The sequence below is a fragment of the Bacillus sp. z50 genome (assembly GCF_058313585.1).
Genome location: NZ_JBZFQL010000001.1, coordinates 1,062,621 through 1,087,316, shown reverse-complemented (window position 1 = coordinate 1,087,316; position 24,696 = coordinate 1,062,621). Strand labels below are relative to the sequence as shown.

Here is a 24,696-nt window from a genome sequence, read left to right as displayed (position 1 = left end):
TCGATCTTAGAAAGGGGTGTTGGAATTGGTTAAAAGTTTATATATCCACATTCCATTTTGTACACAAATATGTCACTACTGTGATTTTAATAAATTTTTTATTCAGAACCAGCCGGTGGATGAATATATCCAAACATTATTGACTGAGATGGATTTATATAATCTGTCTCAAAATGAACCCTTATCCACTGTTTTTATTGGGGGAGGTACTCCATCTGCTTTAGAACCTCTGCAGCTGGAACAATTGTTATTTTCCATGAAAGAAAAAGTTACGCTTGCGCCAGGGTATGAATACACAGTTGAGGCCAATCCAGGTGATTTGTCAAAGGATAAATTGAGAATTATGAAGGAAGCAGGCGTCAACCGATTAAGTCTGGGTGTTCAATCATTCAACGAAGAACTATTGAAAAAGATTGGCCGTGCGCACAATGTCAAAGATGTGTATGAGACCATTGATATGGCAAGAGAAGAAGGTTTTGACAACATTAGCATTGACTTGATTTATTCCTTGCCCGGTCAAACACTCAGTGATTTAGAGGATACAGTAGATCGCGCTTTACAATTAAATCTTCCGCATTTTTCAGCTTACTCTTTAATTATTGAACCGAAGACTGTGTTTTATATCATGCTCAATAAAGGTAAATTATCCTTACCGGGTGAGGATGCTGAGGCTACTATGTATGAATATGTCATGGAACGTTTAGTAGAAGTGGGCTACAATCAATATGAGATTTCAAATTTTGCAAAAAAAGGATTTGAAAGCAGGCATAACCTCGTATATTGGAACAATGAAGAATACTATGGTCTTGGTGCTGGTGCTCATGGATACCTCGATGCTGTCCGTTATCATAATCATGGACCCTTGAAGAAATATATGAATGCTATTCAGGATGGCAGGAAGCCGATCGTTGAGCAAGCAACCGTTACGCGAAAGGAACAAATGGAAGAAGAGATGTTTTTGGGGCTTAGAAAAATGGAGGGAGTTTCTCTGGAACATTTCCAAAAGAGATTTTCTGTAAACATAAATGACGTATTTGGGGAAACAATAAAAAGAATGGTTTCAGAGGGGTTATTGGAGTTGGTAAACGGAAGAGTCCGACTGACACATCCGGGTAAATTAATGGGGAACGAAGTGTTCCAGGCATTTTTATTATAGTTTAAAAATGAGAGAGAAAACATAATCATAACCGTTGACACATAACGACGGTTTTGTTACTTTATTTATAGACTTAGCACTCAGTAGTAAAGAGTGCTAACAGGGGTGATTATCGATGTTAACAAATAGACAACTGGCAATTTTACAGGTGATCATCGATGATTTTATTTCTACCGCCCAACCTGTGGGGTCCAGAAATATTTCCAAAAAAGAAGGCATTTCGCTAAGTTCTGCCACAATCAGAAATGAAATGGCTGATTTAGAGGAAATGGGGTATCTCGAAAAAACACATACCTCTTCAGGGCGTATTCCCTCTGAAAAAGGGTATCGGTACTATGTGGATCATCTTGTTTCACCTCAGCAGCTGCAAAAGGATGATGTTCTTAAGCTTAAATCTGTTTTTAAAGAGAGATTATTTGAGTTAGAGAAGATAGTGCAACGTTCTGCCGGCATACTATCCGAAATTACGAATTATACGGCGATTATGCTTGGACCTGCTGTTTTAGAAAATCACTTACGTCGAATCCAAATTGTACCGCTTGATACAAATAAGGCAATTGCTATCATCGTGACGGATACTGGTCATGTTGAAAATAAAATGATTTATCTTCCTCCAGGATTTGATATGAATGAAATGGAGAGAGTGGTAAATATCCTGAATGATCGCTTGAGCGGTGTACCATTGGTGCAGCTTAAAGATAAGATTTTCAGGGAAGTAGCTGTATTATTAAAACAGCATATTACAAATTATGATATGGTTCTGCAAATGCTAGCAACATCTCTGCAATTGCCGGAGAACGAGAAACTTTTCTTTGGCGGTAAGGCGAATATGCTAAGCCAGCCTGAATTTCATGATATTGAAAAAGTAAAGGCAATTTTTAAAATCATGGAACAGGGAAGAGACTTGTATGAGTTGGTCAGTAAAACACATGAAGGAATCAATGTGAAAATAGGCACCGAAAATAATAATATGGCGCTTGAAAACTGCAGTATTATCAGCACTACCTACTCCATTGGAGACGAGAATCTTGGAACTATAGCTATTCTTGGACCTACTCGGATGGATTATTCCAGAGTGATGAGTTTATTGTCATTTTTTGCGAATGACTTAACTGAGATGCTGACAAAACAGTATCAAAATAAAAAGTAACGGTAATAGTAGTAATACTGCTTTAACGTATATAGAACAACACTTTCAGGGAGGTGAGAAGCAGTGTCTGAAAAAAATCAAGATAATATTGAAGAAATATTTGATGAAGCAGAAGAAAATAAAATGAATGATACAGCCTCTGAGGAAACCACTGAAACAAGTGAACCTGTTGAGGAAGCTTCCGAAAATGATGGGGATAGCAAAGTAGCTGAACTAGAAAAGAAATTGCAGGAAGCTGAAGCAAAATATGTTCGTCTTTATGCAGATTTTGATAACTATCGCCGCCGTGTTAAATTGGATGCTGAAGCAGCGCAAAAATATAGAGCTCAATCTCTTGTAACAAATCTTTTGCCTGCTTTAGATAATTTTGATAGGGCGATAAATAGTACAACTGAAACAGATGAAACAAAACCGCTTCTTCAAGGAATGAATATGGTTTTAACAAGTATTTTATCTGCCTTGAAAGAAGAAGGTGTAGAGGTAATCGAATCAGTAGGTCAAGAATTCGACCCTCATGTTCATCAAGCGATTATGCAGGACAATAACGAAGAATACGGTTCAAATATCATTGTGGAAGAATTCCAAAAGGGTTATAAATTAAAAGACCGGGTTATTCGACCATCAATGGTTAAAGTGAATCAGTAATCAAACACATAGGCTACATAATTAATGGGAGGTAAAAAGTAAATGAGTAAAATTATTGGTATTGACTTAGGAACTACCAACTCTTGTGTATCCGTATTAGAAGGCGGAGAACCAAAAGTTATTCCAAATCCAGAAGGTAATAGAACCACTCCATCTGTTGTTGCATTTAAAAACGGAGAACGTCAAGTTGGGGAAGTAGCGAAACGCCAAGCTATCACAAACCTGAATACGATCAGCTCCATCAAACGCCATATGGGTACAGATTACTCAGTAAATATCGAAGGAAAAGATTACTCTCCACAAGAAGTATCTGCGATTATTCTTCAATATTTAAAATCCTATGCTGAAGAATACCTGGGAGAAAAAGTAACAAAAGCTGTTATTACAGTACCTGCTTACTTTAACGATGCTGAACGTCAAGCAACAAAAGATGCTGGCCGTATCGCTGGTTTAGAAGTAGAACGTATTATCAACGAACCAACTGCTGCTGCATTAGCGTATGGTTTGGATAAAACTGAAGAAGATCAAAAAATCCTTGTATTCGACCTTGGCGGCGGTACATTTGACGTATCCATCCTTGAGCTAGGTGACGGTGTATTCGAAGTACGCTCAACAGCTGGTGACGCACGTTTGGGTGGAGATGACTTCGATAACGCAGTAATGGAATATTTAATCGAAGAATTCCGCAAAGAAAATGGAATCGATCTATCTAAAGATAAAATGGCTCTTCAACGTTTGAAAGACGCTGCTGAAAAAGCGAAAAAAGATTTGTCAGGTGTAACATCTACACAAATTTCCTTGCCGTTCATCACTGCGGGTGAAGCAGGTCCATTGCACATGGATTTAACATTAACACGCGCGAAATTCGATGAAATCACTGCTTCTTTAGTAGAAAGAACAATGGGACCTACTCGCCAAGCTCTTCGTGATGCAGGCTTGTCTCCGGCTGAGATTGATAAAGTTATCTTAGTTGGTGGTTCTACTCGTATTCCTGCTGTTCAGGAAGCAATTAAAAAAGAAACTGGTAAAGAGCCTCATAAAGGGGTAAACCCTGATGAAGTTGTTGCTATGGGTGCAGCAATCCAAGGTGGAGTTATCTCCGGTGACGTTAAAGATGTTGTATTACTTGATGTAACTTCTTTATCTCTTGGTATTGAAACAATGGGTGGAGTATTTACTCGTTTAATCGACCGTAATACAACAATCCCAACTAGCAAATCTCAAATTTTCTCTACAGCAGCTGATAACCAAACAGCAGTAGATATCCATGTTCTTCAAGGGGAACGTCAAATGGCAGCAGATAACAAAACGCTTGGTCGCTTCCAATTGACTGATATTCCACCGGCACCACGCGGAATCCCGCAAATTGAAGTAACGTTCGATATTGATAATAACGGTATCGTTAATGTACGTGCAAAAGATCTTGGTACAAATAAAGAGCAGGCGATTACGATTCAATCAGCTACAAGCTTAAGCGATGAAGAAATCGATCGCATGGTTAAAGAAGCGGAAGAAAATGCAGAAGCAGATAAAAAACGTAAGGAAGAAGCTGAATTACGTAACGAATCTGATGCTTTAGTATTCCAAACAGAAAAAACATTAAAAGATCTTGAAGGTAAAGTAGAAGAAGCTGAAGTTCAAAAAGCAACAGAAGCTAAAGATGCTTTAAAAGCAGCAATTGAGAAGAATGATCTTGCTGAAATGAAAGAGAAAAAAGAAGCATTGCAGGAAATTGTGCAAGCTCTTAGCGTGAAACTTTATGAGCAAGCTGCTCAAGCTGCGCAACAACAACCAGGTCAAGATGGTGCGGGCAAGGCTGATGATGTCGTAGATGCAGAATTTACTGAAGTTGACGACGACAAAAAATAATGATTGAACGTAAAAAAGTCAAAGTCAGGATCTCCTTGACTTTGACTTTTTTTAACAAATTGGACATTTTCTGTTTATATTGCGCCGCAGCTTAGTCAAGTGGTACAATGATTTTTATGTGAAACGACGGATTATATAGAATCAGGAGTGTGAGGAATGAGCAAACGGGATTATTATGAGGTGTTGGGGGTTGGCAAAAATGCCTCGAAGGATGAGATAAAAAAAGCATATCGCCGCCTTTCCAAGCAATATCATCCTGACCTCAATAAAGCAGCAGATGCTACGGAAAAATTTAAAGAGATCCAGGAAGCTTATGAAGTGTTAAGCGATGATCAAAAGAAAGCGAGATATGATCAATTTGGCCACGAAGATCCAACACAGGGATTTGGTGGAGGCGGAGCTGGTTTCGAAGGCTTCGGTGGTTTTGAAGATATATTCAATTCTTTCTTTGGCGGAGGGGGAAGAAGAGATCCAAATGCTCCCCGTCAAGGTGCAGACCTGCAATATACAATGACATTATCATTTGATGAAGCTGTATTTGGTACAGAAACGACCATTGAAATACCGAAAGAGGAAGAGTGTGATACATGTAAAGGGTCAGGAGCAAAACCTGGCACAAAACCGGAAACATGTTCTCACTGTAATGGTACAGGCCAATTAAATGTAGAACAAAATACTCCATTCGGACGAATTGTGAACCGCAGAGTATGTCAACATTGCAGTGGTACAGGAAAAATTATTAAGCAGAAATGTGCTACCTGTCACGGTAAAGGTTCTGTGAAAAAACGGAATAAAATTCAAATCAAAGTACCTGCAGGTGTTGATGATGGTCAACAATTACGTGTTCCTGGTAAAGGTGAACCTGGTATTAATGGCGGCCCTCCGGGAGACTTGTTTGTTGTGTTCCAAATCAGACCGCATGAATTCTTTGAGCGTGATGGTGACGATATTTACTGTGAAATGCCTATTACCTTTGCACAGGCTGCATTGGGTGATGAAATTGAAGTTCCAACCATGCATGGTAAAGTGAAACTGAAAGTGCCGGCTGGAACACAAACAGGTACTCGCTTCCGCTTAAAAGGAAAAGGTGTTCCTAACGTTAGAGGATATGGTCAAGGTGATCAGCACATCCGTATTTTAGTTGTAACGCCAACCAAATTATCCGATAAACAAAAAGAATTAATTCGCGAATTTGCTGAAATCAGTGGTCAAGGACAATTAGATGAACATGATGAAGGTTTTTTTTCGAAAGTTAAAAGAGCAATCAAAGGTGAATAAACAGGTAGGAGTTGGTAGAAAATGAAATGGTCCGAATTATGTATTCATACAACGAATGAAGCGATCGAACCAATATCGAATATATTACATGAGGCTGGTGCAAGCGGGGTAGTGATTGAAGATCCGCTTGAATTGGTTCGTGAAAGGGAGAATGTATTCGGAGAAATCTATCAACTTAATCCTGCTGATTTTCCTGAAGAAGGCGTACTTATTAAAGCTTATCTCCCTGTCACAAGTTTCCTTGGTGACACAGTAGATGGCATTAAGGACCTTATCAATAATCTAATAAAATATGATATCGATCTAGGTCATAATAAAGTAACCATCAGTGAGGTTAATGAGGAAGAATGGTCCACTGCATGGAAAAAGTATTACCATCCAGTCAAGATTTCGGAACAAGTCACAATCGTTCCGACGTGGGAGGAATACACTCCGGTTCATACAGACGAAAAAATTATTGAATTGGATCCAGGCATGGCATTCGGCACAGGTACACATCCTACAACTGTACTTTGTATTCAAGCACTTGAGAAAACAGTCAAACCTGGGATGAAGGTCATTGATGTAGGGACTGGTTCAGGGGTACTTACAATCACTGCTGCTAAATTTGGCGCCGAGTCTATTTTGGCGCTTGATCTGGATGAGGTAGCTGTGAACAGTGCCAGGGTGAATTGTAAATTAAATAAGGTACATGATAAAGTTACAATTAAACAAAATGACCTTTTAAAAGGAATTGAATTTGAAGCAGATATAGTGGTAGCTAATATATTGGCTGAAATTATTGTACGTTGTACAGAAGATGTAGCCAGAGTGCTTAAACCAGGCGGAACCTTTATATCTTCCGGCATCATCCAGCAAAAACGCCGGGAAGTGGAAGAAGCTATTCAGAAAGCCGGACTTGTAATTGAGGATGTCATGACAATGGAAGACTGGGTCTCCATTACAGCTCGTAAATTATAAGTATTACTTGTTTTAAGTGAAATCACCACATCAAGGTGGATGTTAGAGTATAGTGGGAGTTCAAACTCCCACTATACTTAAGTTAAGGACTCTAGCGGAAGACCGGAATTTCGTAAGGGATTATTAGGCAGGAGCCTAAACGTTTTTCCGCCGCAATAATGCTTTAGGCGTTATTGATTTTAAGGATAGAAAGGTGCAGGCCATGCAGAGATATTTTATTGAGAAATTAGAAAATCAATTTGAAGTAACGATAACCGGAGATGATTTTCACCATATGACCCGGGTCATGCGAATGAATCCAGGTGATACATTTTATGGAGTTATTGATAAAAAAACGGCGATCGTCAAAATTGAATCCATTCAAGATAAAGCTCTGACTGGCCGCATTATTGATTGGATAGAAGGAACAAAAGAACTGCCCATTCAAGTTACCATTGTGAACGGTTTGCCTAAAGGGGATAAACTAGAATTGATTATCCAAAAAGGGACAGAATTGGGTGCAAATACCTTTATCCCTTTTAATGCAACTCGTTCTATTGTAAAATGGGATTCTAAAAAAGCTACAAAGAAAACAGAACGGCTTCGGAAAATAGCGAAGGAAGCTGCAGAACAATCCCATCGTACTGAAATACCCAGTGTTTACGATCCTGTAGATATTCGCAGATTGTTAGATCTTGCTGAAAGCTATGATTATAAGCTAGTTGCTTATGAAGAAGACGCTAAGCAAGGGGAATCTTCGCAATTGGCGAAAACAATTAGAGGGATGGTACCAGGGCAGTCTCTTTTAATGGTATTTGGCCCTGAAGGCGGCTTGGATACCGCGGAAGTGAATCAACTTTTAGAAAATGGCTTTCAAACATGCAGTCTTGGACCGCGTATTTTACGTACAGAGACTGCTCCTTTATACGCATTGTCAGCCATATCTTATCAATTAGAATTAGCGAGGTGAAGGGAATGGCAACTGTAGCGTTCCATACATTAGGATGTAAAGTGAATCATTATGAGACAGAAGCGATATGGCAGCTGTTTCAAGCTTCAGGATATGAAAGAGTCGATTTTGAACAACGCTCGGATGTTTATGTTATTAATACATGTACTGTTACGAATACAGGAGATAAAAAAAGCCGGCAGATTATTCGCAGGGCAGTGCGTAAGAATCCTGATGCTGTTATTTGTGTAACGGGTTGTTATGCACAAACCTCACCGGCAGAAATTATGGCGATTCCAGGAGTGGACATAGTTGTTGGAACGCAGGACCGTGATAAATTAATAGGTTATATCGATACGTATTTAACTGAAAGACAGCCTATTAATGGCGTAAGAAATATCATGAAAACGAGAGTTTATGAAGAAATGGATGTACCTGCTTTTACAGATCGTACGCGTGCTTCCCTGAAAATTCAGGAAGGATGTAATAACTTCTGTACATTCTGTATTATTCCTTGGGCGCGCGGATTGCTGCGCTCCCGTGATCCGCAGGAAGTTATTCGTCAAGCTCAGCAGCTTGTCGCAGCGGGCTATAAAGAAATTGTCCTGACAGGTATTCATACAGGTGGTTATGGTGAAGACTTGAAGGATTATAATCTCGCTATGCTATTGAGAGAACTCGATCAAAAAGTGGCAGGTTTGAAACGAATTCGTATTTCATCCATTGAAGCCTCTCAAATAACAGATGAAGTGATTGAAGTATTGCGTGAGTCTGATAAAGTAGTGCCTCACTTGCATATTCCGATACAATCAGCTTCTAATACGGTCCTTAAACGTATGCGTCGTAAGTATTCTACTGAATTCTTTGCAGAAAGACTGGAAAGATTGCGTGAAGTACTTCCTGACTTAGCGGTTACATCAGATGTGATTGTTGGGTTCCCTGGTGAAACAGAGGAAGAGTTTATGGAAACATATAATTTCATTAAAGATCATCGTTTCTCTGAACTGCATGTATTCCCTTATTCCAAACGTACTGGTACACCAGCTGCCCGCATGGAAGATCAAGTGGATGAGGATGTTAAAAACGATCGAGTGCATCGCTTGATTTCACTATCTGAGCAAATTGCGAAAGAATATGCTTCCAGCTATGAAAATGAAGTTCTAGAAGTGATTCCAGAGGAACTATATGAAGATGGAAAGACAAAAGGACTCTATCAAGGATATTCAGATAACTATTTGAAAGTCGTGTTCCCTGCAACGGAAGATATGGTTGGAAAGATTGTGAAAGTAAAAATTACAAAAGCCGGATATCCATACAATGAAGGACAATTTGTCCGTGTGATGGATGATATGGTCGAACAAGCTGTAGTTAATTCATAATATTAGGCAGTGGGGCTGGTGCAGATTGCGTCAGCCCGTTTTTATTTTTTTAAAATGAGGTATATATAGATAGGAAGATTGGAGAGTTTAAATCTCAATTATAAATATCATTCAATTAACCTACACGATTATAGGAATAACAGTTGACCTTGAACGACACATATATTATAATTTGAAGGTACATGGTTTCCTTCTATGTGTAGGAAATTAGAGTTGTTGTGCTCGGAGGGAGGGAAAGAGATGTCTAAAACAGTCGTTAAGAAAAACGAATCGCTTGAAGATGCTCTTCGACGCTTCAAACGCACAGTTTCCAAGCAAGGTACTATGCAGGAAGTAAGAAAGCGCGAATTCTATGAAAAACCTAGTGTAAAACGTAAGAAAAAGTCTGAAGCTGCGAGAAAACGCAAGTTCTAAAAGAGGTGCCCTTAAATGAGTCTTGTTGAGCGTTTAAACAGCGATATGAAACAAGCTATGAAGAACAGAGAAAAAGACAAGCTCTCCGTCATCCGAATGGTGAAGGCTTCTCTTCAAAATGAAGGAATAAAGCTTGGTAAACAAGAATTATCCGAAGATGAAGAGTTAACCGTACTTTCTCGCGAATTAAAGCAACGCAAAGACTCCCTCCAGGAATTTGATAAAGCAGGACGCCAAGATTTGGTCGAAAAGCTTCAATCAGAAATCGAGATTGTCGAGGCATATTTGCCACAGCAATTATCCGAGGATGAGTTAAATGCGATTGTTACTCAAGCGATTGCCGAGACGAATGCCACTTCCAAGGCTGACATGGGCAAAGTAATGTCCGCAGTCATGCCAAAAGTGAAGGGTAAAGCTGATGGATCTTTAGTCAATAAACTTGTACTGCAAAATCTTACAAAATAAGACGTTTAAAACCCGCAATTTTAATTGCGGGTTTTTTATATCCCGTAAATTAATTATATGATGAATATCAAAGTATTGTGAAACTTATGCATGTAAATAACGTATAATGAATTAAGACGTCAAAAATGGAGAAGAAAGGAGGGGTGAACAGGTATGAGGAAAAGATGGTGGTCAATTATGATCATCTTTGCATTTTTTTTAATTGGAATTGCAGGTCCGCCGTCAGGAAATGCGAATACTGATAAAGTATACATAGTCCCTCTGCAAAATGAGGTGGAAAAAGGTCTATCTAACTTCCTGAAAAGAGCAATAGCAACCGCTGAGAAAGATGGGGCAGAAGCGATTATATTCGATATTAATACACCTGGCGGGGCGGTAGATGCAGCAGATGAGATCGGTGAAACATTTGCAAATACTAAATTAAAAACAATAGCCTTTGTTAATAACCGAGCCCTATCTGCCGGTGCATTTATTTCTTTAAATGCTGATGAGATCTATATGGTACCCGGTGCAACAATGGGTGCAGCTGCTGTCATAACATCTGATGGTAATGCAGCTGATAAAAAAGCGCAATCCTATTGGCTTGCAAATATGCAAAAGGCTGCTGAATCAAGTGGAAGAGATCCGTTATATGCTAAAGCAATGGCTGATGAGGATATTGATTTGCCAGAGTATGGAGCGGAAAAAGGAGAGCTGCTTACGCTGACAGCAAACCAGGCTGTAAAGGTTGGTTATAGTGAAGGTACAGTTGAAAATCAAAAGGAATTATTAAAAACGCTGGGATATGAAAAAGCTGAATTAATTCAATTTGGTGAAAGCTTTGCTGATAAAGTAGCCCGTTTCCTTACGAATCCTATTGTGATTCCTATTTTATTGTCGATTGGCACAATAGGTCTTGTCGTTGAGCTTTATTCACCTGGTTTTGGCTTACCTGGTTTTGCCGGTATTACGTCTCTGTTATTGTTTTTTTATGGACATATGGTATCAGGTCTGGCCGGATATGAACCGTTAATCTTATTTATAGTTGGAATAGCATTCCTATTACTGGAATTATTCCTTCCTGGCGGTATTGTAGGAATTATTGGTTTTATGGCAATTATAGCAAGCTTCTTTCTTGCTGCGGGGGATGTGGAGCATATGGCAATCGCAATATTAATTGCATTGATTGCAGGATTTATAGCAAGTGTGATATTAATTAAAGTATTTGGAAAGAAAATGACAGCCTTTAATAGGATTATACTCACAGATTCTACGAATACGGAGAGTGGATATGTTTCCAATATTAATCGTCATGATTTAGTTGGAAAAGTAGGTGTTCTTGTCACTGACCTGCGTCCTTCTGGAACACTCTCGCTTGAAGGGGAAAGAATTGACGTGGTAAGTGAAGGTAGTTTTGTAACGAAGGGAACGCATGTCAAAGTAATTAAAACAGAAGGTTCCCGTATAGTAGTACGACCATTAGATTCATAATAATTAGAAGTATGAAGGGAGTTATAAACAAATGGTATTAACATCAGCATCTATTTTTGCTCTTGTGGGCATTGCTTTAGTTATCATTTTATTGGCAGTACTATTCACTTTTGTACCAGTTATGCTTTGGATTTCAGCGATCGCTTCAGGAGTGAGAGTAAGCATCTTTACATTGATTGGGATGAGATTGCGTCGAGTATCTCCAAGCCGTGTTATCAATCCTTTAATTAAAGCGTCAAAAGCAGGTCTAAATGTAACAACGAATCAACTGGAAAGTCATTATCTAGCCGGTGGTAATGTAGATCGGGTTGTTAATGCGCTAATTGCGGCTCATCGTGCCAATATTGATTTGACATTTGAACGTTGTGCAGCTATTGACCTTGCAGGACGTGATGTGCTGGAAGCTGTACAAATGAGTGTTAACCCTAAAGTCATAGAAACGCCGTTTATTGCGGGTGTTGCTATTAATGGGATTGAGGTTAAAGCAAAGGCTAGAATCACTGTACGTGCCAATATTGAGCGTTTGGTTGGGGGTGCAGGTGAAGAGACTGTTATCGCGAGGGTTGGTGAGGGTGTAATCTCCACCATTGGTTCCAGTGAAAGTCATACAACTGTGTTGGAAAATCCGGAACGTATCTCTCAAACTGTCTTAAGTAAAGGTCTAGATGCCGGAACAGCATTTGAGATTTTATCTATTGATATAGCTGATGTGGATATCGGCAAAAATATTGGTGCAGAGCTGCAAACAGAACAAGCAGAAGCAGATAAAAAAATTGCGCAAGCAAAAGCTGAAGAGCGCCGTGCTATGGCGATTGCACAAGAACAAGAGATGAAAGCAAGAGTAGAAGAAATGCGTGCAAAAGTTGTTGAGTCTGAAGCCGAAGTACCGCTTGCAATGGCTCAAGCTTTCAAAGCGGGGAATATGGGCGTTATGGATTATATGAACTATCAAAACCTTGCATCTGATACACATATGAGAGAATCCATAAGCAAAGCCAACAAGGATGATCGAAATACAGATGATGAATAATTTCCCTATCTGATTGCTGGGAAAGGAGGTCCTGCCCATGAGTATGGGAGCTATATGGGATAATCCCATTATCCTGTTTTTGATTATAACTTTAATAAGCTGGTTCTTTCAAAGGGATAAAGGTACAGAGAAGCCTGATGAAACGCAAAATAGAAAATATACATCTCCTCCAATAAACAAAAGTGAACCTGTTAAGGGACAATCACAACCTATTGGGGGGAAACAGGATGATGATATCCGGAAAAAAATCCAGGAACGCGAAAGAGAAATTAAAAAGAAATTAAGCGGGCATCCTGATTTGCAAAGAGAAGCAACCTCTCTTGCTCAAACAATAAAGGAGCAGTACGAAGCTCAGAAGAAGAAAGTACAGCAAGCTGAGAAGCCGGTTGTTATAAAGGAAACCCCGGTTGATGTAATTGTCCCGAGGGAATTCAAGCCAATAGTTCAAAAAGCAGTAAAACAAGCAACAGAAAGACATGTTAAGCCTTCTAAACAGGGATTTGATGTACGGAATATCAACCTGCAGGAAGCGTTTGTTATGTCAGAAATATTGGGTCCTCCCCGTTCAAAAAGGAAACAGATTAGATAAAAGTTACTTATAGTGCCTGCAGACAGAAACTTTTTGAAGTTTTCGTCTGCAGTTTTTTTATTGTTAAAAATGAAATTTTTCCAGAATTACATAGATCAACGCAGAGAGTTTGGCGTCTATCAAGAATAAGGGAAATCGAGAATTTGGCTATCTAATCTTACTTTGTTTAATTATGCCTAATATGATGGGGATAGAAACACCCACTATTAATACTGGTAAGAACCATGCTCCAAGTCCGCCGCCCCATTCTAACGCGATTGAAACGGATTCAATAATAATTAATGTAAAAATAATGAGACAAATAGCTTTTAATTGATTTGTTATTTTTCTGCTATTTAAATAAAATTCTTTAGCGTTCTCTTTGTTTAATCGTTGAGGATAATTATGTGATTCTGGAAATTTCTCGACAAAATGCATTGATACAGCAAGAAATGCACCTATAATAGGCAAAATAAGAAGTTCTAGTTTTGAACCCCAACGATCAACTTCGCCCTTAGCATTAAAATGAGCTGGTACTTTATCTGGAAGTTCACCCCAAATATAGATTAAAAAAAGTAAAGATCCAATATAACATGAATAACCAATAGTATCCCATATCCTCTCACTTTTTGTTTTCGGTATGTGTATTTTAGGTCTTGCATTAGATTTTGGCATTCCGGTCAGCTCCTTTATTTACCCTCAATTATATAGTTGAAAGTCCACTTTTACATGATTTAGGTTATTTAATTGAATAGTCTGAATTAACTTTTACAAAATATTTTAACATTTAATCCCAATTCTTTCTATGGTAATTGGTCATAGCTTTTACTTGATTGATTTAAACAGATGAAATCTGACCAATCAAACTCTACAACACTATTTGCTAATCAAGTAAACGTTAGAATGTACATCGGATTATAAATGATAACAACGTCTTCTCTCCGTCAGATTATTGATAACGGAACGTTTTAATTAAGCATTTAATGACCTCTTAACGAATAAGTATGATTATGAGGTGATTTTACAGAACAGCCTGTAACGATTACGAAGATATTAACCGGCGGAAAGGGAGGTTTCCTTATGGCTCGTGCATGGGGGTATCGTTTGAAGAGGTGGGTCACGGCCGCAATGGACCTGCCCCAGGATATCATGATGGATTTGCCAAGGATTACGATGGTGGGTCAAATTCATATTTACATAGAGAATCATAAAGGCTTACTTACATTTTCAGACCAGGAATTAAGATTGCTGCTTAAGAACGGACAACTCCTTGTCAAAGGTCAGGCTTTTGTATTAAAAACTATTCTTCCGGAAGAAATCTTACTTGAAGGGAAAATTGATCAAGTTATATTCCTCGAAGAATAACCTAATAGGAGGTTCTTATGAAAAACCAATGGACGAATACTATTACTGGCTATATTAAAGTGAAAATAAAGGGACAAGGTACAGAACGATTTATAAACAGAATGCTTAAAGAGGGTATTCAAGTTTGGGATGCGAAAAATATGGGCACAGAAACAGTTGTTTTTTATATGAAGCTATCTGACGTTCCTCAATTGAGGAAGGCAGTAAGAAACAGCGGCTGTAAGGTCTCTTTTTTAGAAAGAAGAGGAGGGCCTTTTTTTGCCTTAAAGCTGAAAAGGTACAGTGGTCTCGTGGTCGGTGTGATGATGTTTTTTATGATCATTTTTATTCTATCCAATATGATTTGGGGGATAAAAATAGAAGGAGCCAGTCCGGCAATTGAACATCAAATCAGTAAAGAATTGGATGATATGAATATAAAAGTTGGGAAGCTCCAGTTTGCTGTTGGGGATATGGAAGATATACAAAAGGAGCTCAGTGAACGGGTACCGTCCATTACCTGGATTGGCGTACAGCTGGAAGGGACGACCTTTCATTTTCAGGTTGTTGAAAAAAAGCAGCCTAAAAAGAATTCTGCTGATTTATATGTGAATCTCATTTCCGCAAAAAAAGCGACCATTGTCCAAACGATGGTTGAAAGAGGACAAGGCTTAGTAGAAAAGCATCAGGTTGTCAGCAAGGGGCAAATCCTGGTTAGCGGTTTTATTGGTAAAGAGGATAATCAAAAATTTGTAGGAGCTAAAGGAAAGGTCATGGGTGAAGCCTGGTATAAAACAAGCGTGGAGGTTCCGCTCGAAACGAATTTATATGTGTTTAATGGTGATGCTAAAAATAAATACAGTCTAAGTTTTGGAAATGCCCATGTGCCGATATGGGGATTTGGTGAACATAACTTCAAAGAATATGAAGTGGAAGAGGATGAAAAAACATTTAAATTTTTGAAGTGGGAGGTTCCTATTGCCTTTCATAAAAAGATCTATCGCAGTAAAGAAAAGGTGACACGGATCTATACAAAAATCGAGGCGGAGAAGCAGGCGATGAATATGGGGAAAAAGGATGTTCTAAAGAATGCCCCTGATGATGCAACTATTTTGAATGAAAAAATTTTGAAAAACCAGCTTGACAATGGTAAAGTTAAAATGACTATACATTATAAAGTTTTAGAAAATATTGCAATCGGACAACCGATGATTCAAGGAGACTAAGGAATGTCAGAGAAGTCTAAATTGATTAATTTACAATTGGAATCACCAAATGAGGCAGTTGAACTATTTGGTGTACATGATAGTAATCTGAAGATATTGGAAAGCGAGCTTGGAGTCAGTATTGTTTCCAGGGGCGAAACAATAAGTGTGTCCGGTAATCCTGAGAACTTAGAAAAAGCGGATGAGATTCTGCAAACGCTTTTAGTCATTATACGAAAAGGAATTAAAATCGGACCTCGTGAGGTTGTTTATGCCATAAATTTATCCAATAGCGGTACATTGGAGTATTTTTCTGATTTATATGATGAGGAAATTGCCAGAAGCGCTAAAGGTAAATCAATTCGTGTAAAAACATTGGGCCAGAAAGAATACATCTCTGCTATTAGAGCAAAAGATCTAGTATTTGGAATTGGACCTGCCGGAACAGGAAAAACGTATTTAGCTGTTGTTATGGCTGTGACTGCGTTGAAAAATGGACATGTTAAACGAATTATTTTAACAAGGCCAGCTGTCGAAGCAGGTGAAAGCTTGGGCTTTTTACCGGGAGATCTAAAAGAAAAAGTGGATCCATATTTACGACCTCTTTATGATGCTCTTCATGACATCTTAGGATTAGAACAAACAACCAGGCTGATTGAGCGTGGCACAATCGAAATAGCTCCCTTAGCCTATATGCGGGGAAGAACGCTTGATGATGCATTTGTAATCCTGGACGAAGCTCAAAATACAACACAGGCCCAAATGAAAATGTTTTTAACTCGACTGGGATTTGGCTCTAAAATAGTTGTTACGGGTGATACTTCACAAATAGATCTGCCACGTGGTGTCCAATCAGGGTTAAGGGCAGCTGAACGAATATTAAAAGATGTTTCAGGCATTAAGTTTATCCACCTAGATCAAACTGATGTGGTCAGGCATCCGCTTGTTGCAAAAATCATTCAGGCATATGAAAATTTTGGACCAACTCAACAGTGATAATAAAGTTAAGAAACATGCCACAGAATCAACTGTGGCTTTTTTTATTATAAATTTGTTATTCTTACAATTGTAAGTGAAAGGAACAATAAAACCTGTTATTATTACAGAAAGTGTTAGAAAATTATATATAAATAAAATCCTCCGCCGGAAAGGGAAACGTATGAAATTCAAAACCATAGGCAGCTCTTTTAAAAATTGGGTATCCAAACCAGTTTCGCAGATAGGTGTTCTTTTATTAATGGCGTTCATTTCCTTTATTTTTTTGTTTGACAGTGTTAAACCGGAAAAACTTAATGTTGAACTTTACAATGTTGCTGAAACGACAATTCGGTCTCCGAAGACAATAGAAGATCCAGTCGAAACAAAAGAAAAGCAGCAAAAAGCAGTTAATAGTGTTGAGGATGTTTATACAGTTAATAAAGAATATGTGAAAAAGAGAGTTAATTTAATAAATGAAATCTATACATCGGCAGAGAGTGTGGTTAGTGCCGGTTTGAAAAATCAAGAGGTGGAGAAAGATGAGAAAAATACGGCACAAACACTCTTGAAGCCATCAGATTATGTATCTGATTTAAGAGGGAAATTATCTGATAATGTTAATAAAGATCTAACTGATGAAACATTGATTAATCTACTGGGATCATCCTTATCTGACTTATCGATAGCTAAGGATATTACGATGACCAGCATTAATGAAACCATGAAGGATGGCATAAGGGCAAATGAGGTGGAAAATGCCAAGATGAAGGTCGAAGAGGGGATAAAATACTCAAGTCTCCCTGTTCGATTAAAATCTGCTTCGATTGATTTAGGAAGGTATGCAATCATTCAAAACGTGTTTTTTGATCCTGAGTCAACAGAGAGAGCAAGGGAAAATGCAAGTGAATCCGTTGAACCTGTCAGGATTCTTCAGGGACAGATCATTGCCGAGGAAGGATATTTAATTGACGCAGATGTTTATCGCCAATTAAAGCTGGTTGGTCTTCTGAAAAGTGAGGATTCCCTTCTTCCGTATGTTGGATTGGCTGCAGTCATTGTGTTAGTTTTTGCTGGTGTCTATGTAATGTTTGGTAATACAATCAGAAACGAAGAACATGAAGACTATCGGGATAATCTATTCATCTTCAGTATTGTTTATCTGCTGGCATTACTACTTATGAAGATAATTCATATATTTGTTGGGTTAAGCCAGGAATCAATCGCTTATTTCTTTCCCGCAGCGATGGCGGCAATGCTTGTAACAATCCTCATGAGAGAGCGCTATGCTGTGGGAATAACTATTGTCCTTTCCGTTATCGGCAGTATAATGTTTAAAGAGGAATTAGCGGGAACTGTACATGTGACGATGGGGATTTATATTCTTGTAAGCGGCATCTCGGGAATCCTTCTATTAAAACAAGGGATAGCGCGTACTAGCATATTAAGAGCAGGTATGATTAATGCAATTATTAATTTGATAGTGGTATTAGGCCTGATCTGGATCGGCGGAAACGGTATTAATCACATTATGATTCTTGTCGCGGCGATTGCCTCAGGGGTCATCTCTGCTGTCTTTACGATTGGAATTCTTCCTTTTATTGAAACAGGGTTTGGTATTTTCTCTTCTATGAGGATGATTGAATTATCAAATCCGAATCATCCGCTTTTGCGAAAAATATTAACGGAGGCTCCCGGTACCTATCATCATAGTGTGATGGTTGCTAATCTTGCTGAAGCAGCTTGTGAAGCGATTGGAGCCAATGGATTGCTTGCGAGGGTTGGATGTTACTATCATGATATAGGGAAAACGAAGAGACCGTATTATTTTATCGAGAATCAGGTCAATATTGAAAATCCGCATGATCATCTATCACCGGAGAAAAGTACAAAAATTATTGTTTCCCATGTGACTGATGGTGCTGAGTTGGTGAAAAAATATAAAATGCCGAAAGAGATTGTCGATATTGTTGAGCAGCATCACGGGACAACCCTACTAAAGTTCTTTTACCACAAAGCATGTGAAGCAGGGGGCGAGGTTAAGGAAGAAAACTTCCGATATCCAGGGCCGAAAGCACAAACGAAGGAAGCAGCAATTATTGGGATAGCGGATAGTGTAGAAGCAGCTGTGCGATCCTTAAAGTCTCCTACGCAGGCTACAATCGAAAAGCTTGTAAAGTCCATAATTGCTGATAGACTAAATGATGGACAGTTGAATGAGTGCGATTTAACGTTTAAGGAATTGAATAAAGTAAGTCAGTCTTTGTGTGAAACGTTAGCTGGTATATTTCATAATCGCATTGAATATCCAGAATTAGAAAAAGAATAGAGTAGGTGAAAGAAATGAGTTTAACCATTGATATCTTAGATGAAACGGAGCAAGTAACTCCAGAACAACAGGAGCTCGTCACAAAATTGCTTGAATTTGCAGCTATTCAGGAAAAGGTGACAGAAGGCAGCGAAGTTTCTCTAACTTTTGTAAATAACGAACGTATTCATGAAATTAATAAAGAGTACCGTCAAAAAGATGCGCCAACCGATGTTATCTCATTTGCTATGGAAGAAATGGGAGAGGGAGAAATTGAAATTATCGGAGAGGACGTTCCGGCAGTCTTAGGGGATATTATTATTTCTATTGACCGTACGAAGGAACAGGCTGAAGAATATGGCCATTCTTATGAACGTGAACTTGGTTTTTTAGCAATCCACGGATTCCTTCACTTGCTGGGCTATGACCATATGAATGAAGAGGACGAAAAAGTAATGTTTTCACGACAAAGAGAATTGTTGGAACAGTATGGACTCACAAGATAAGAAACCATTGTACCGTTTTTTTAAAGGATTTTATTATGCTTGGCAGGGAATCCTCTATGGAGCAAAAAAAGAAGCAAATTTCAAGTTCCATTTGACTGCCGCTATAGTTGTTTGTATAGCGGCTTCTTACTTCTCTATTACAAAAATAGAATGGTTATTTGTCCTTATTGCGATTGGCGGTATGCTGACGTTAGAGCTTATTAATTCAGCGATAGAAAAAGTGGTGGATCTAGTAACAGGAGAATATCATCCGCTAGCAAAGGCAGCAAAAGATTTAGCTGCCGGAGCAGTATTGGTGTATGCTATTCTTTCGGCTATTATCGGTTTTATAATTTTTCTGCCTAAGATCTGGAGCATGCTTGTTTAATTGAAGAAGAGAAAGTAAGATATGGATAATCAAGGTTTAATTATTGAGTAAAAAGCGCGGTAAGATATATGCACTAACCCTATTGGAAGCAGATGCCGGAAAAGGTGACTGATTCATTGCTGTTACATAAAAGTGCAGCTTATTCTATGTATGGCTGTGCAAGAAGCATTTTTTCAGTCTTTTTCTCATGGATTAACCAAATATAAAAAAATTGGCGATAGCAGCTGATACTGATCATCCTGTTACTTCTTGTGGAGCTGCCGGTAGGTAATTTTAAGCTAATACAAGGTGTGACAAAAGAGGATTCGAAAGATCAGGAGCTGTTATCCGGAGCCTTACACCGGAGGAAATGCATGACTAATCAAACTAATAAACCATTTAAATCAGGATTTGTATCTATTATTGGAAGACCAAATGTGGGTAAATCGACTTTTATCAACCGAGTTATTGGGCAAAAAATTGCCATTATGAGCGATAAACCGCAAACCACACGTAATAAAGTTCAAGGCGTATTAACAACAAATGAAAGTCAAATCATTTTTATTGATACACCGGGAATTCATAAACCAAAGCACAAGCTTGGTGATTTTATGATGAAAGTGGCTTCAACTGCGTTGCAGGAAGTTGATGCTATTCTCTTTATGGTAAACGCCGAGGAGGGCTTTGGGCGCGGTGAGGAATTTATTGTTGAAAAGTTAAAAACATGTAAGACACCTGTTTTCCTTGTCATTAATAAAATTGACCAGATTCATCCCGATGAATTATTCAGCATCATAGATACGTATAAAGAGAAATACGATTTTGCTGAAATTGTTCCTATTTCTGCTCTTGAAGGAAATAACATAGAAACTTTATTAAAGCAAATTAATGCTTATTTGCCAGAGGGGCCGCAATATTATCCAGCTGATCAAATAACAGATCACCCAGAACGTTTTATTATTTCAGAGATGATTCGTGAAAAAGCGCTGCATTTAACAAGAGAAGAAGTCCCACATTCCCTTGCAGTAGTGATTGATAAAATTGAGCGAAAAGAAAAATCAGAGACCGTCCACATTATGGCAACGGTGATTGTAGAACGTGATTCCCAAAAAGGAATCATTATTGGAAAAAAAGGCGCGATGCTAAAAGAAATAGGACAGCGCGCCCGCACAGACATCGAAAACCTACTAGGCTCCAAAGTATTCCTAGAACTATGGGTAAAAGTCCAAAAAGACTGGAGAAACAAAGCCTCCCACCTAAGGGACATTGGATTTAGGGAAGATGATTATTAAGATGCTGAGACGGCTTGGTCAGGAGCGAGGAGCATAAGACAGAGGCACGAAGGGGAAGGTTCTCCCCCACAGTGGCTATGCTTATGTCCTGAGCTCCTAGCCGTCGAAGCTCGATTTTAACCAAGATGCTGAAGGGCTCAATTAAGGAACGAAGACTAAAAACGCCACGTCCTGTGGCAACGTCTTCATGACCTACTTCCTATAGGCCCGCGACAAGCATAAGACGAATACTCGGAGGGAGGATTTTTCTCCCGTAGAGTATTTGCTTATGACTCGAGCTCCTAGGCCCTGAAGCTCGGATTGCATAAAAAGCAGGACGTAGGAGCTGAATCAAGGATCAAAGACTAAGAACGCCACATCGTGTGGCAACGTCTTTGTGACCAACATCGTGTAGGCCTCCGCAGTGGCTACACTTATGACTCGAGGAGTTAGGAGTCGAAGCTCAATTGCGTAAAAAGCAGGACGTAGGGTCTGAATCAAGGATCAAAGACTAAAAACGCCACATCCTGTGGCCAAGTCTTCATAACCTGCTTCCTTCAGGCTTTTCCATTGAAAAATAATTTTATTCGGCAATATAGGGAAACGGAATTAGTAAATTTTTAATCACATGATTTTTTTCAGGTTGGTGAAGCTAATGTTAGGTAAGGGGAGACAATTAGCGTTTCTATGAACGAAAGGTGGAATAAGTATGATTAGCTTTACCTGGAATGTTTTTAGACAAACCGGCAGTGTGGATACTTATCTTCTTTTTAAGGAACTTGAAAGACAGAATGAAGGCCAACCTGATGTGATTAAAGAGGATCACGAAGAAATGGAAATCCCTATAATTTAATAATCTTGCCGTCATATTGGAGTGAGTGACGTGCTAACAAAGTGCGAAGGAATTGTCATTCGCAGTACTGACTATGGTGAAACAAATAAAATTATTACGTTATATACCAGAGAATTTGGAAAAATTGGAGTGATGGCTAGAGGAGCGAAAAAGCCAAACAGCCGCTTCTCAGCTGTCACTCAGTTGTTTCATTATGGTACATATTTATTTCAGGCGAGCCGTGGGCTGGGTCAATTACAGCAAGCGGAGACCAAAGAATCCTTCCGTTCCATTCGTGAGGATATTTTCTTAACTGCCTATGCTGCCTTTATCGCTGAATTACTGGATAAAGGAACAGAGGAGAGAAAACCTCACCCATCCTTATATGACCTAATTTATTTATCGCTCCATTATATCAATGAGGAATATGATCCGGAAGTCATTATGAATATAGTCGAATTGAAGATGTTAAACGTTTTTGGATTCGGACCTGAGTTAAGCCGATGCGTGAATTGTGGAGCACAGGACGGTACATTTTCCTTTTCTGTAAGAGAAGGCGGGTTATTATGTCATCGATGCGAGCATATTGATCCTTATAAAATTAAGATATCACCGGCTGTCGTTAGGATTTTGCGTATCTTGTATTACATGGACTTAAATCGCCTTGGTACCATATCTATTAAAGATGAGACCAAACAGGAAATCCGAAAAGTCCTGGATGCGTACTATGGCGAGTACTTAGGTGTAGAATTAAAGGCAAAGCGTTTTTTAAATCAAATGAATAAATTTAAAGGGAATTTTTAATCATTTCCTTTATATGATTGTATTGACAATGTAGGTCGTTATTGTATAGAATGTGAGATAAATTAATATGTAGTTACAGTGAAGGAAAGTAGTATTTGGATTACGATATGCCAAGCGAGTCCGGGGCTGGTGTAAGCCGGAACATATCAACCAAAGAAGGCAGTCTGGAGTAACGCATACAAAGTGGCCGGAAAACCGGCAAATAGGGTGGAACCGCGGGTTAACTCTCGTCCCTATGCTCTTAAAAAGCATAGAGACGAGAGTTTTTTTAATTTGTACAAAGGAGAGAACGAATATGACAGTATCAATGGATCAAATTGTGTCACACGCGAAACATAGAGGATTTATTTTTCCCGGCTCCGAAATCTACGGAGGACTTGCGAATACGTGGGATTATGGCCCTCTTGGCGTAGAGGTAAAAAACAATATTAAAAAAGCATGGTGGAAGAAGTTTATTCAAGAATCACCATACAATGTGGGCCTTGATTCTGCAATATTAATGAATCCACGTACGTGGGAGGCTTCCGGTCATATCGGAAACTTTAATGATCCAATGATTGATTGTAAGAAATGTAAAGCTCGTCATCGTGCGGATAAATTGATTGAGGATGCATTGCAAGCTAAAGGTACAGAAATGATCGTGGATGGCTTATCTTTTGATAAAATGCAAGAATTGATTCAAGAGAATGATATTGCATGTCCAGATTGTGGAGCAAAGGATTTTACGGAAATTAGACAATTTAACCTAATGTTTAAAACATTCCAGGGTGTTACTGAAACAAGTACAAATGAAATCTTCCTTCGTCCTGAAACAGCACAAGGTATTTTTGTTAATTTTAAAAACGTACAGCGTACAATGAGAAAGAAATTGCCTTTTGGTATTGCTCAGGTTGGTAAGAGCTTCCGTAACGAGATTACACCAGGTAACTTTACATTCCGTACACGTGAATTTGAACAAATGGAATTGGAATTCTTCTGCAAACCAGGTTCTGAACTGGAATGGTTCCAATATTGGAAAGATTATGCTGAAAATTGGCTGTTATCATTAGGTATGAAAAAGGAAAACTTCCGCCTTCGTGACCATGAGGAGGAAGAACTATCTCATTACAGTAATGCAACCACTGATTTTGAATATAAATTCCCATTTGGCTGGGGAGAGCTTTGGGGGATTGCTTCTCGTACAGACTTTGATTTAAAGAGACATATGGAGTATTCAGGAGAAGACTTCAACTACTTGGATCCTGAGACAAACGAAAAGTATATTCCTTATTGTATTGAGCCATCTCTGGGAGCAGACCGCGTTACATTGGCTTACTTAATTGATGCATATGAAGAAGAACAGCTTGAAGATGGTACTTCCCGTACGGTAATGCATCTTCATCCGGCACTGGCGCCATACAAAGCTGCAGTATTGCCGTTGTCCAAAAAGCTTTCTGAGGGGGCAAAAGAAGTATTTGCCAAACTGTCAGAGGACTTTATGGTAGACTATGATGAAGCTGGTTCTATCGGTAAACGATATCGTCGTCATGATGAAATTGGAACACCTTTCTGTATCACATATGATTTTGATTCAGTTGAGGATAAGCAAGTAACTGTACGTGACCGTGATACAATGGAGCAAACTCGTATCAGTATCGAAGAACTTCCAGCCTTTTTACAAGCAAAAATTAAATTTTAAGGTAAAGCTTGCTCAATAAGGAATGCGATGTCCCCTTATTGGGCAGGCTTATTTTAAATTAAGTGGATTTATTACACTTCATGGATAAATAGTTTATAATTAAATTATATAATTT

At 38.7% G+C, this 24,696-nt stretch carries 24 protein-coding genes; 23 read left to right on the top strand and 1 reads right to left on the bottom strand.

The window, feature by feature from the left end; translation table 11 throughout:
• The first annotated feature begins 25 nt into the window (after positions 1-25).
• The 13 genes from hemW (at position 26) to AC4G3N_RS05125 (ending at position 13,333) form a co-directional block, all read left to right on the top strand.
• A complete protein-coding gene (hemW, locus tag AC4G3N_RS05185) occupies positions 26-1,156 on the top strand; it encodes a radical SAM family heme chaperone HemW (protein WP_066105276.1) in 1,131 nt (376 codons plus the stop codon).
• 115 nt (positions 1,157-1,271) lie between these two features.
• Complete coding sequence (gene hrcA, locus AC4G3N_RS05180; protein ID WP_066105273.1) at positions 1,272-2,306, top strand: heat-inducible transcriptional repressor HrcA; 1,035 nt, start codon at positions 1,272-1,274, stop codon at positions 2,304-2,306.
• Between the two features lie 63 nt (positions 2,307-2,369).
• Positions 2,370-2,951, top strand: a complete 582-nt coding sequence (grpE, locus tag AC4G3N_RS05175) for a nucleotide exchange factor GrpE (protein ID WP_066105271.1) — start codon at positions 2,370-2,372, stop codon at positions 2,949-2,951.
• Positions 2,952-2,993: 42 nt separating this feature from the next.
• Positions 2,994-4,820 carry a molecular chaperone DnaK gene (gene dnaK / locus AC4G3N_RS05170; RefSeq protein ID WP_066105268.1) on the top strand — a complete coding sequence of 609 codons (1,827 nt, stop codon included), beginning with the start codon at positions 2,994-2,996 and terminating at the stop codon, positions 4,818-4,820.
• Between the two features lie 156 nt (positions 4,821-4,976).
• The gene (gene dnaJ / locus AC4G3N_RS05165) at positions 4,977-6,098 is read left to right on the top strand and encodes a molecular chaperone DnaJ (protein WP_066105265.1); all 1,122 of its coding nucleotides are present in this window, start codon (positions 4,977-4,979) and stop codon (positions 6,096-6,098) included.
• 21 nt (positions 6,099-6,119) lie between these two features.
• On the top strand, positions 6,120-7,058 hold the full coding sequence (gene prmA, locus AC4G3N_RS05160) for a 50S ribosomal protein L11 methyltransferase (protein WP_066105262.1): 939 nt from the start codon (positions 6,120-6,122) through the stop codon (positions 7,056-7,058).
• Positions 7,059-7,260: 202 nt separating this feature from the next.
• On the top strand, positions 7,261-8,007 hold the full coding sequence (locus AC4G3N_RS05155; protein WP_491089840.1) for a 16S rRNA (uracil(1498)-N(3))-methyltransferase: 747 nt from the start codon (positions 7,261-7,263) through the stop codon (positions 8,005-8,007).
• Between the two features lie 5 nt (positions 8,008-8,012).
• Positions 8,013-9,365, top strand: coding sequence for a tRNA (N(6)-L-threonylcarbamoyladenosine(37)-C(2))-methylthiotransferase MtaB (gene mtaB / locus AC4G3N_RS05150; protein WP_148630182.1), 1,353 nt, complete (start codon positions 8,013-8,015; stop codon positions 9,363-9,365).
• Between the two features lie 240 nt (positions 9,366-9,605).
• Positions 9,606-9,779 (top strand): 30S ribosomal protein S21, encoded by a 174-nt coding sequence (rpsU, locus tag AC4G3N_RS05145; RefSeq protein ID WP_066105253.1) that lies wholly within the window; start codon positions 9,606-9,608, stop codon positions 9,777-9,779.
• A 15-nt stretch (positions 9,780-9,794) separates the two neighbouring features.
• Complete coding sequence (locus AC4G3N_RS05140) at positions 9,795-10,244, top strand: GatB/YqeY domain-containing protein (protein WP_066105252.1); 450 nt, start codon at positions 9,795-9,797, stop codon at positions 10,242-10,244.
• A gap of 153 nt (positions 10,245-10,397) precedes the next feature.
• Positions 10,398-11,714, top strand: coding sequence for an NfeD family protein (locus AC4G3N_RS05135; RefSeq protein ID WP_490558388.1), 1,317 nt, complete (start codon positions 10,398-10,400; stop codon positions 11,712-11,714).
• A 31-nt stretch (positions 11,715-11,745) separates the two neighbouring features.
• Positions 11,746-12,744: a flotillin-like protein FloA gene (floA, locus tag AC4G3N_RS05130; RefSeq protein ID WP_066105247.1), complete on the top strand. Its 999-nt coding sequence runs from the start codon at positions 11,746-11,748 to the stop codon at positions 12,742-12,744.
• A gap of 37 nt (positions 12,745-12,781) precedes the next feature.
• On the top strand, positions 12,782-13,333 hold the full coding sequence (locus AC4G3N_RS05125) for a YqfB family membrane protein (protein WP_490551113.1): 552 nt from the start codon (positions 12,782-12,784) through the stop codon (positions 13,331-13,333).
• 147 nt (positions 13,334-13,480) lie between these two features.
• Here the strand turns inward: AC4G3N_RS05125 and AC4G3N_RS05120 are convergent, their stop codons facing one another.
• Positions 13,481-13,987, bottom strand: coding sequence for a DUF1648 domain-containing protein (locus tag AC4G3N_RS05120; protein WP_490551114.1), 507 nt, complete (start codon positions 13,985-13,987; stop codon positions 13,481-13,483).
• A gap of 405 nt (positions 13,988-14,392) precedes the next feature.
• Here AC4G3N_RS05120 and yqfC point away from each other — a divergent pair, with 405 nt between their 5' ends.
• The 10 genes from yqfC to AC4G3N_RS05070 all read left to right on the top strand — a co-directional run bounded on the left by yqfC (position 14,393) and on the right by AC4G3N_RS05070 (position 24,581).
• On the top strand, positions 14,393-14,677 hold the full coding sequence (gene yqfC, locus AC4G3N_RS05115) for a sporulation protein YqfC (protein WP_066105239.1): 285 nt from the start codon (positions 14,393-14,395) through the stop codon (positions 14,675-14,677).
• Positions 14,678-14,694: 17 nt separating this feature from the next.
• Positions 14,695-15,882 carry a sporulation protein YqfD gene (gene yqfD / locus AC4G3N_RS05110; RefSeq protein ID WP_066105236.1) on the top strand — a complete coding sequence of 396 codons (1,188 nt, stop codon included), beginning with the start codon at positions 14,695-14,697 and terminating at the stop codon, positions 15,880-15,882.
• A gap of 3 nt (positions 15,883-15,885) precedes the next feature.
• Entirely contained in the window at positions 15,886-16,857 is a 972-nt protein-coding gene (locus AC4G3N_RS05105) for a PhoH family protein (protein ID WP_066105233.1), read from the top strand.
• 163 nt (positions 16,858-17,020) lie between these two features.
• Positions 17,021-19,165, top strand: a complete 2,145-nt coding sequence (locus tag AC4G3N_RS05100) for an HD family phosphohydrolase (protein WP_491089838.1) — start codon at positions 17,021-17,023, stop codon at positions 19,163-19,165.
• A 14-nt stretch (positions 19,166-19,179) separates the two neighbouring features.
• Positions 19,180-19,650: an rRNA maturation RNase YbeY gene (gene ybeY / locus AC4G3N_RS05095; RefSeq protein WP_066105227.1), complete on the top strand. Its 471-nt coding sequence runs from the start codon at positions 19,180-19,182 to the stop codon at positions 19,648-19,650.
• Positions 19,634-20,017 carry a diacylglycerol kinase family protein gene (locus AC4G3N_RS05090; RefSeq protein ID WP_066105225.1) on the top strand — a complete coding sequence of 128 codons (384 nt, stop codon included), beginning with the start codon at positions 19,634-19,636 and terminating at the stop codon, positions 20,015-20,017. Before ybeY ends, AC4G3N_RS05090 begins: the two co-directional genes overlap by 17 nt.
• Before the next feature lie 353 nt (positions 20,018-20,370).
• Positions 20,371-21,288, top strand: a complete 918-nt coding sequence (gene era / locus AC4G3N_RS05085; RefSeq protein WP_066105222.1) for a GTPase Era — start codon at positions 20,371-20,373, stop codon at positions 21,286-21,288.
• A 688-nt stretch (positions 21,289-21,976) separates the two neighbouring features.
• Positions 21,977-22,120, top strand: a complete 144-nt coding sequence (locus AC4G3N_RS05080; RefSeq protein ID WP_066105219.1) for a YqzL family protein — start codon at positions 21,977-21,979, stop codon at positions 22,118-22,120.
• 30 nt (positions 22,121-22,150) lie between these two features.
• Positions 22,151-22,903, top strand: coding sequence for a DNA repair protein RecO (recO, locus tag AC4G3N_RS05075; RefSeq protein ID WP_066105218.1), 753 nt, complete (start codon positions 22,151-22,153; stop codon positions 22,901-22,903).
• Between the two features lie 295 nt (positions 22,904-23,198).
• Positions 23,199-24,581: a glycine--tRNA ligase gene (locus tag AC4G3N_RS05070; protein WP_066105215.1), complete on the top strand. Its 1,383-nt coding sequence runs from the start codon at positions 23,199-23,201 to the stop codon at positions 24,579-24,581.
• Positions 24,582-24,696 lie beyond the last annotated feature (115 nt).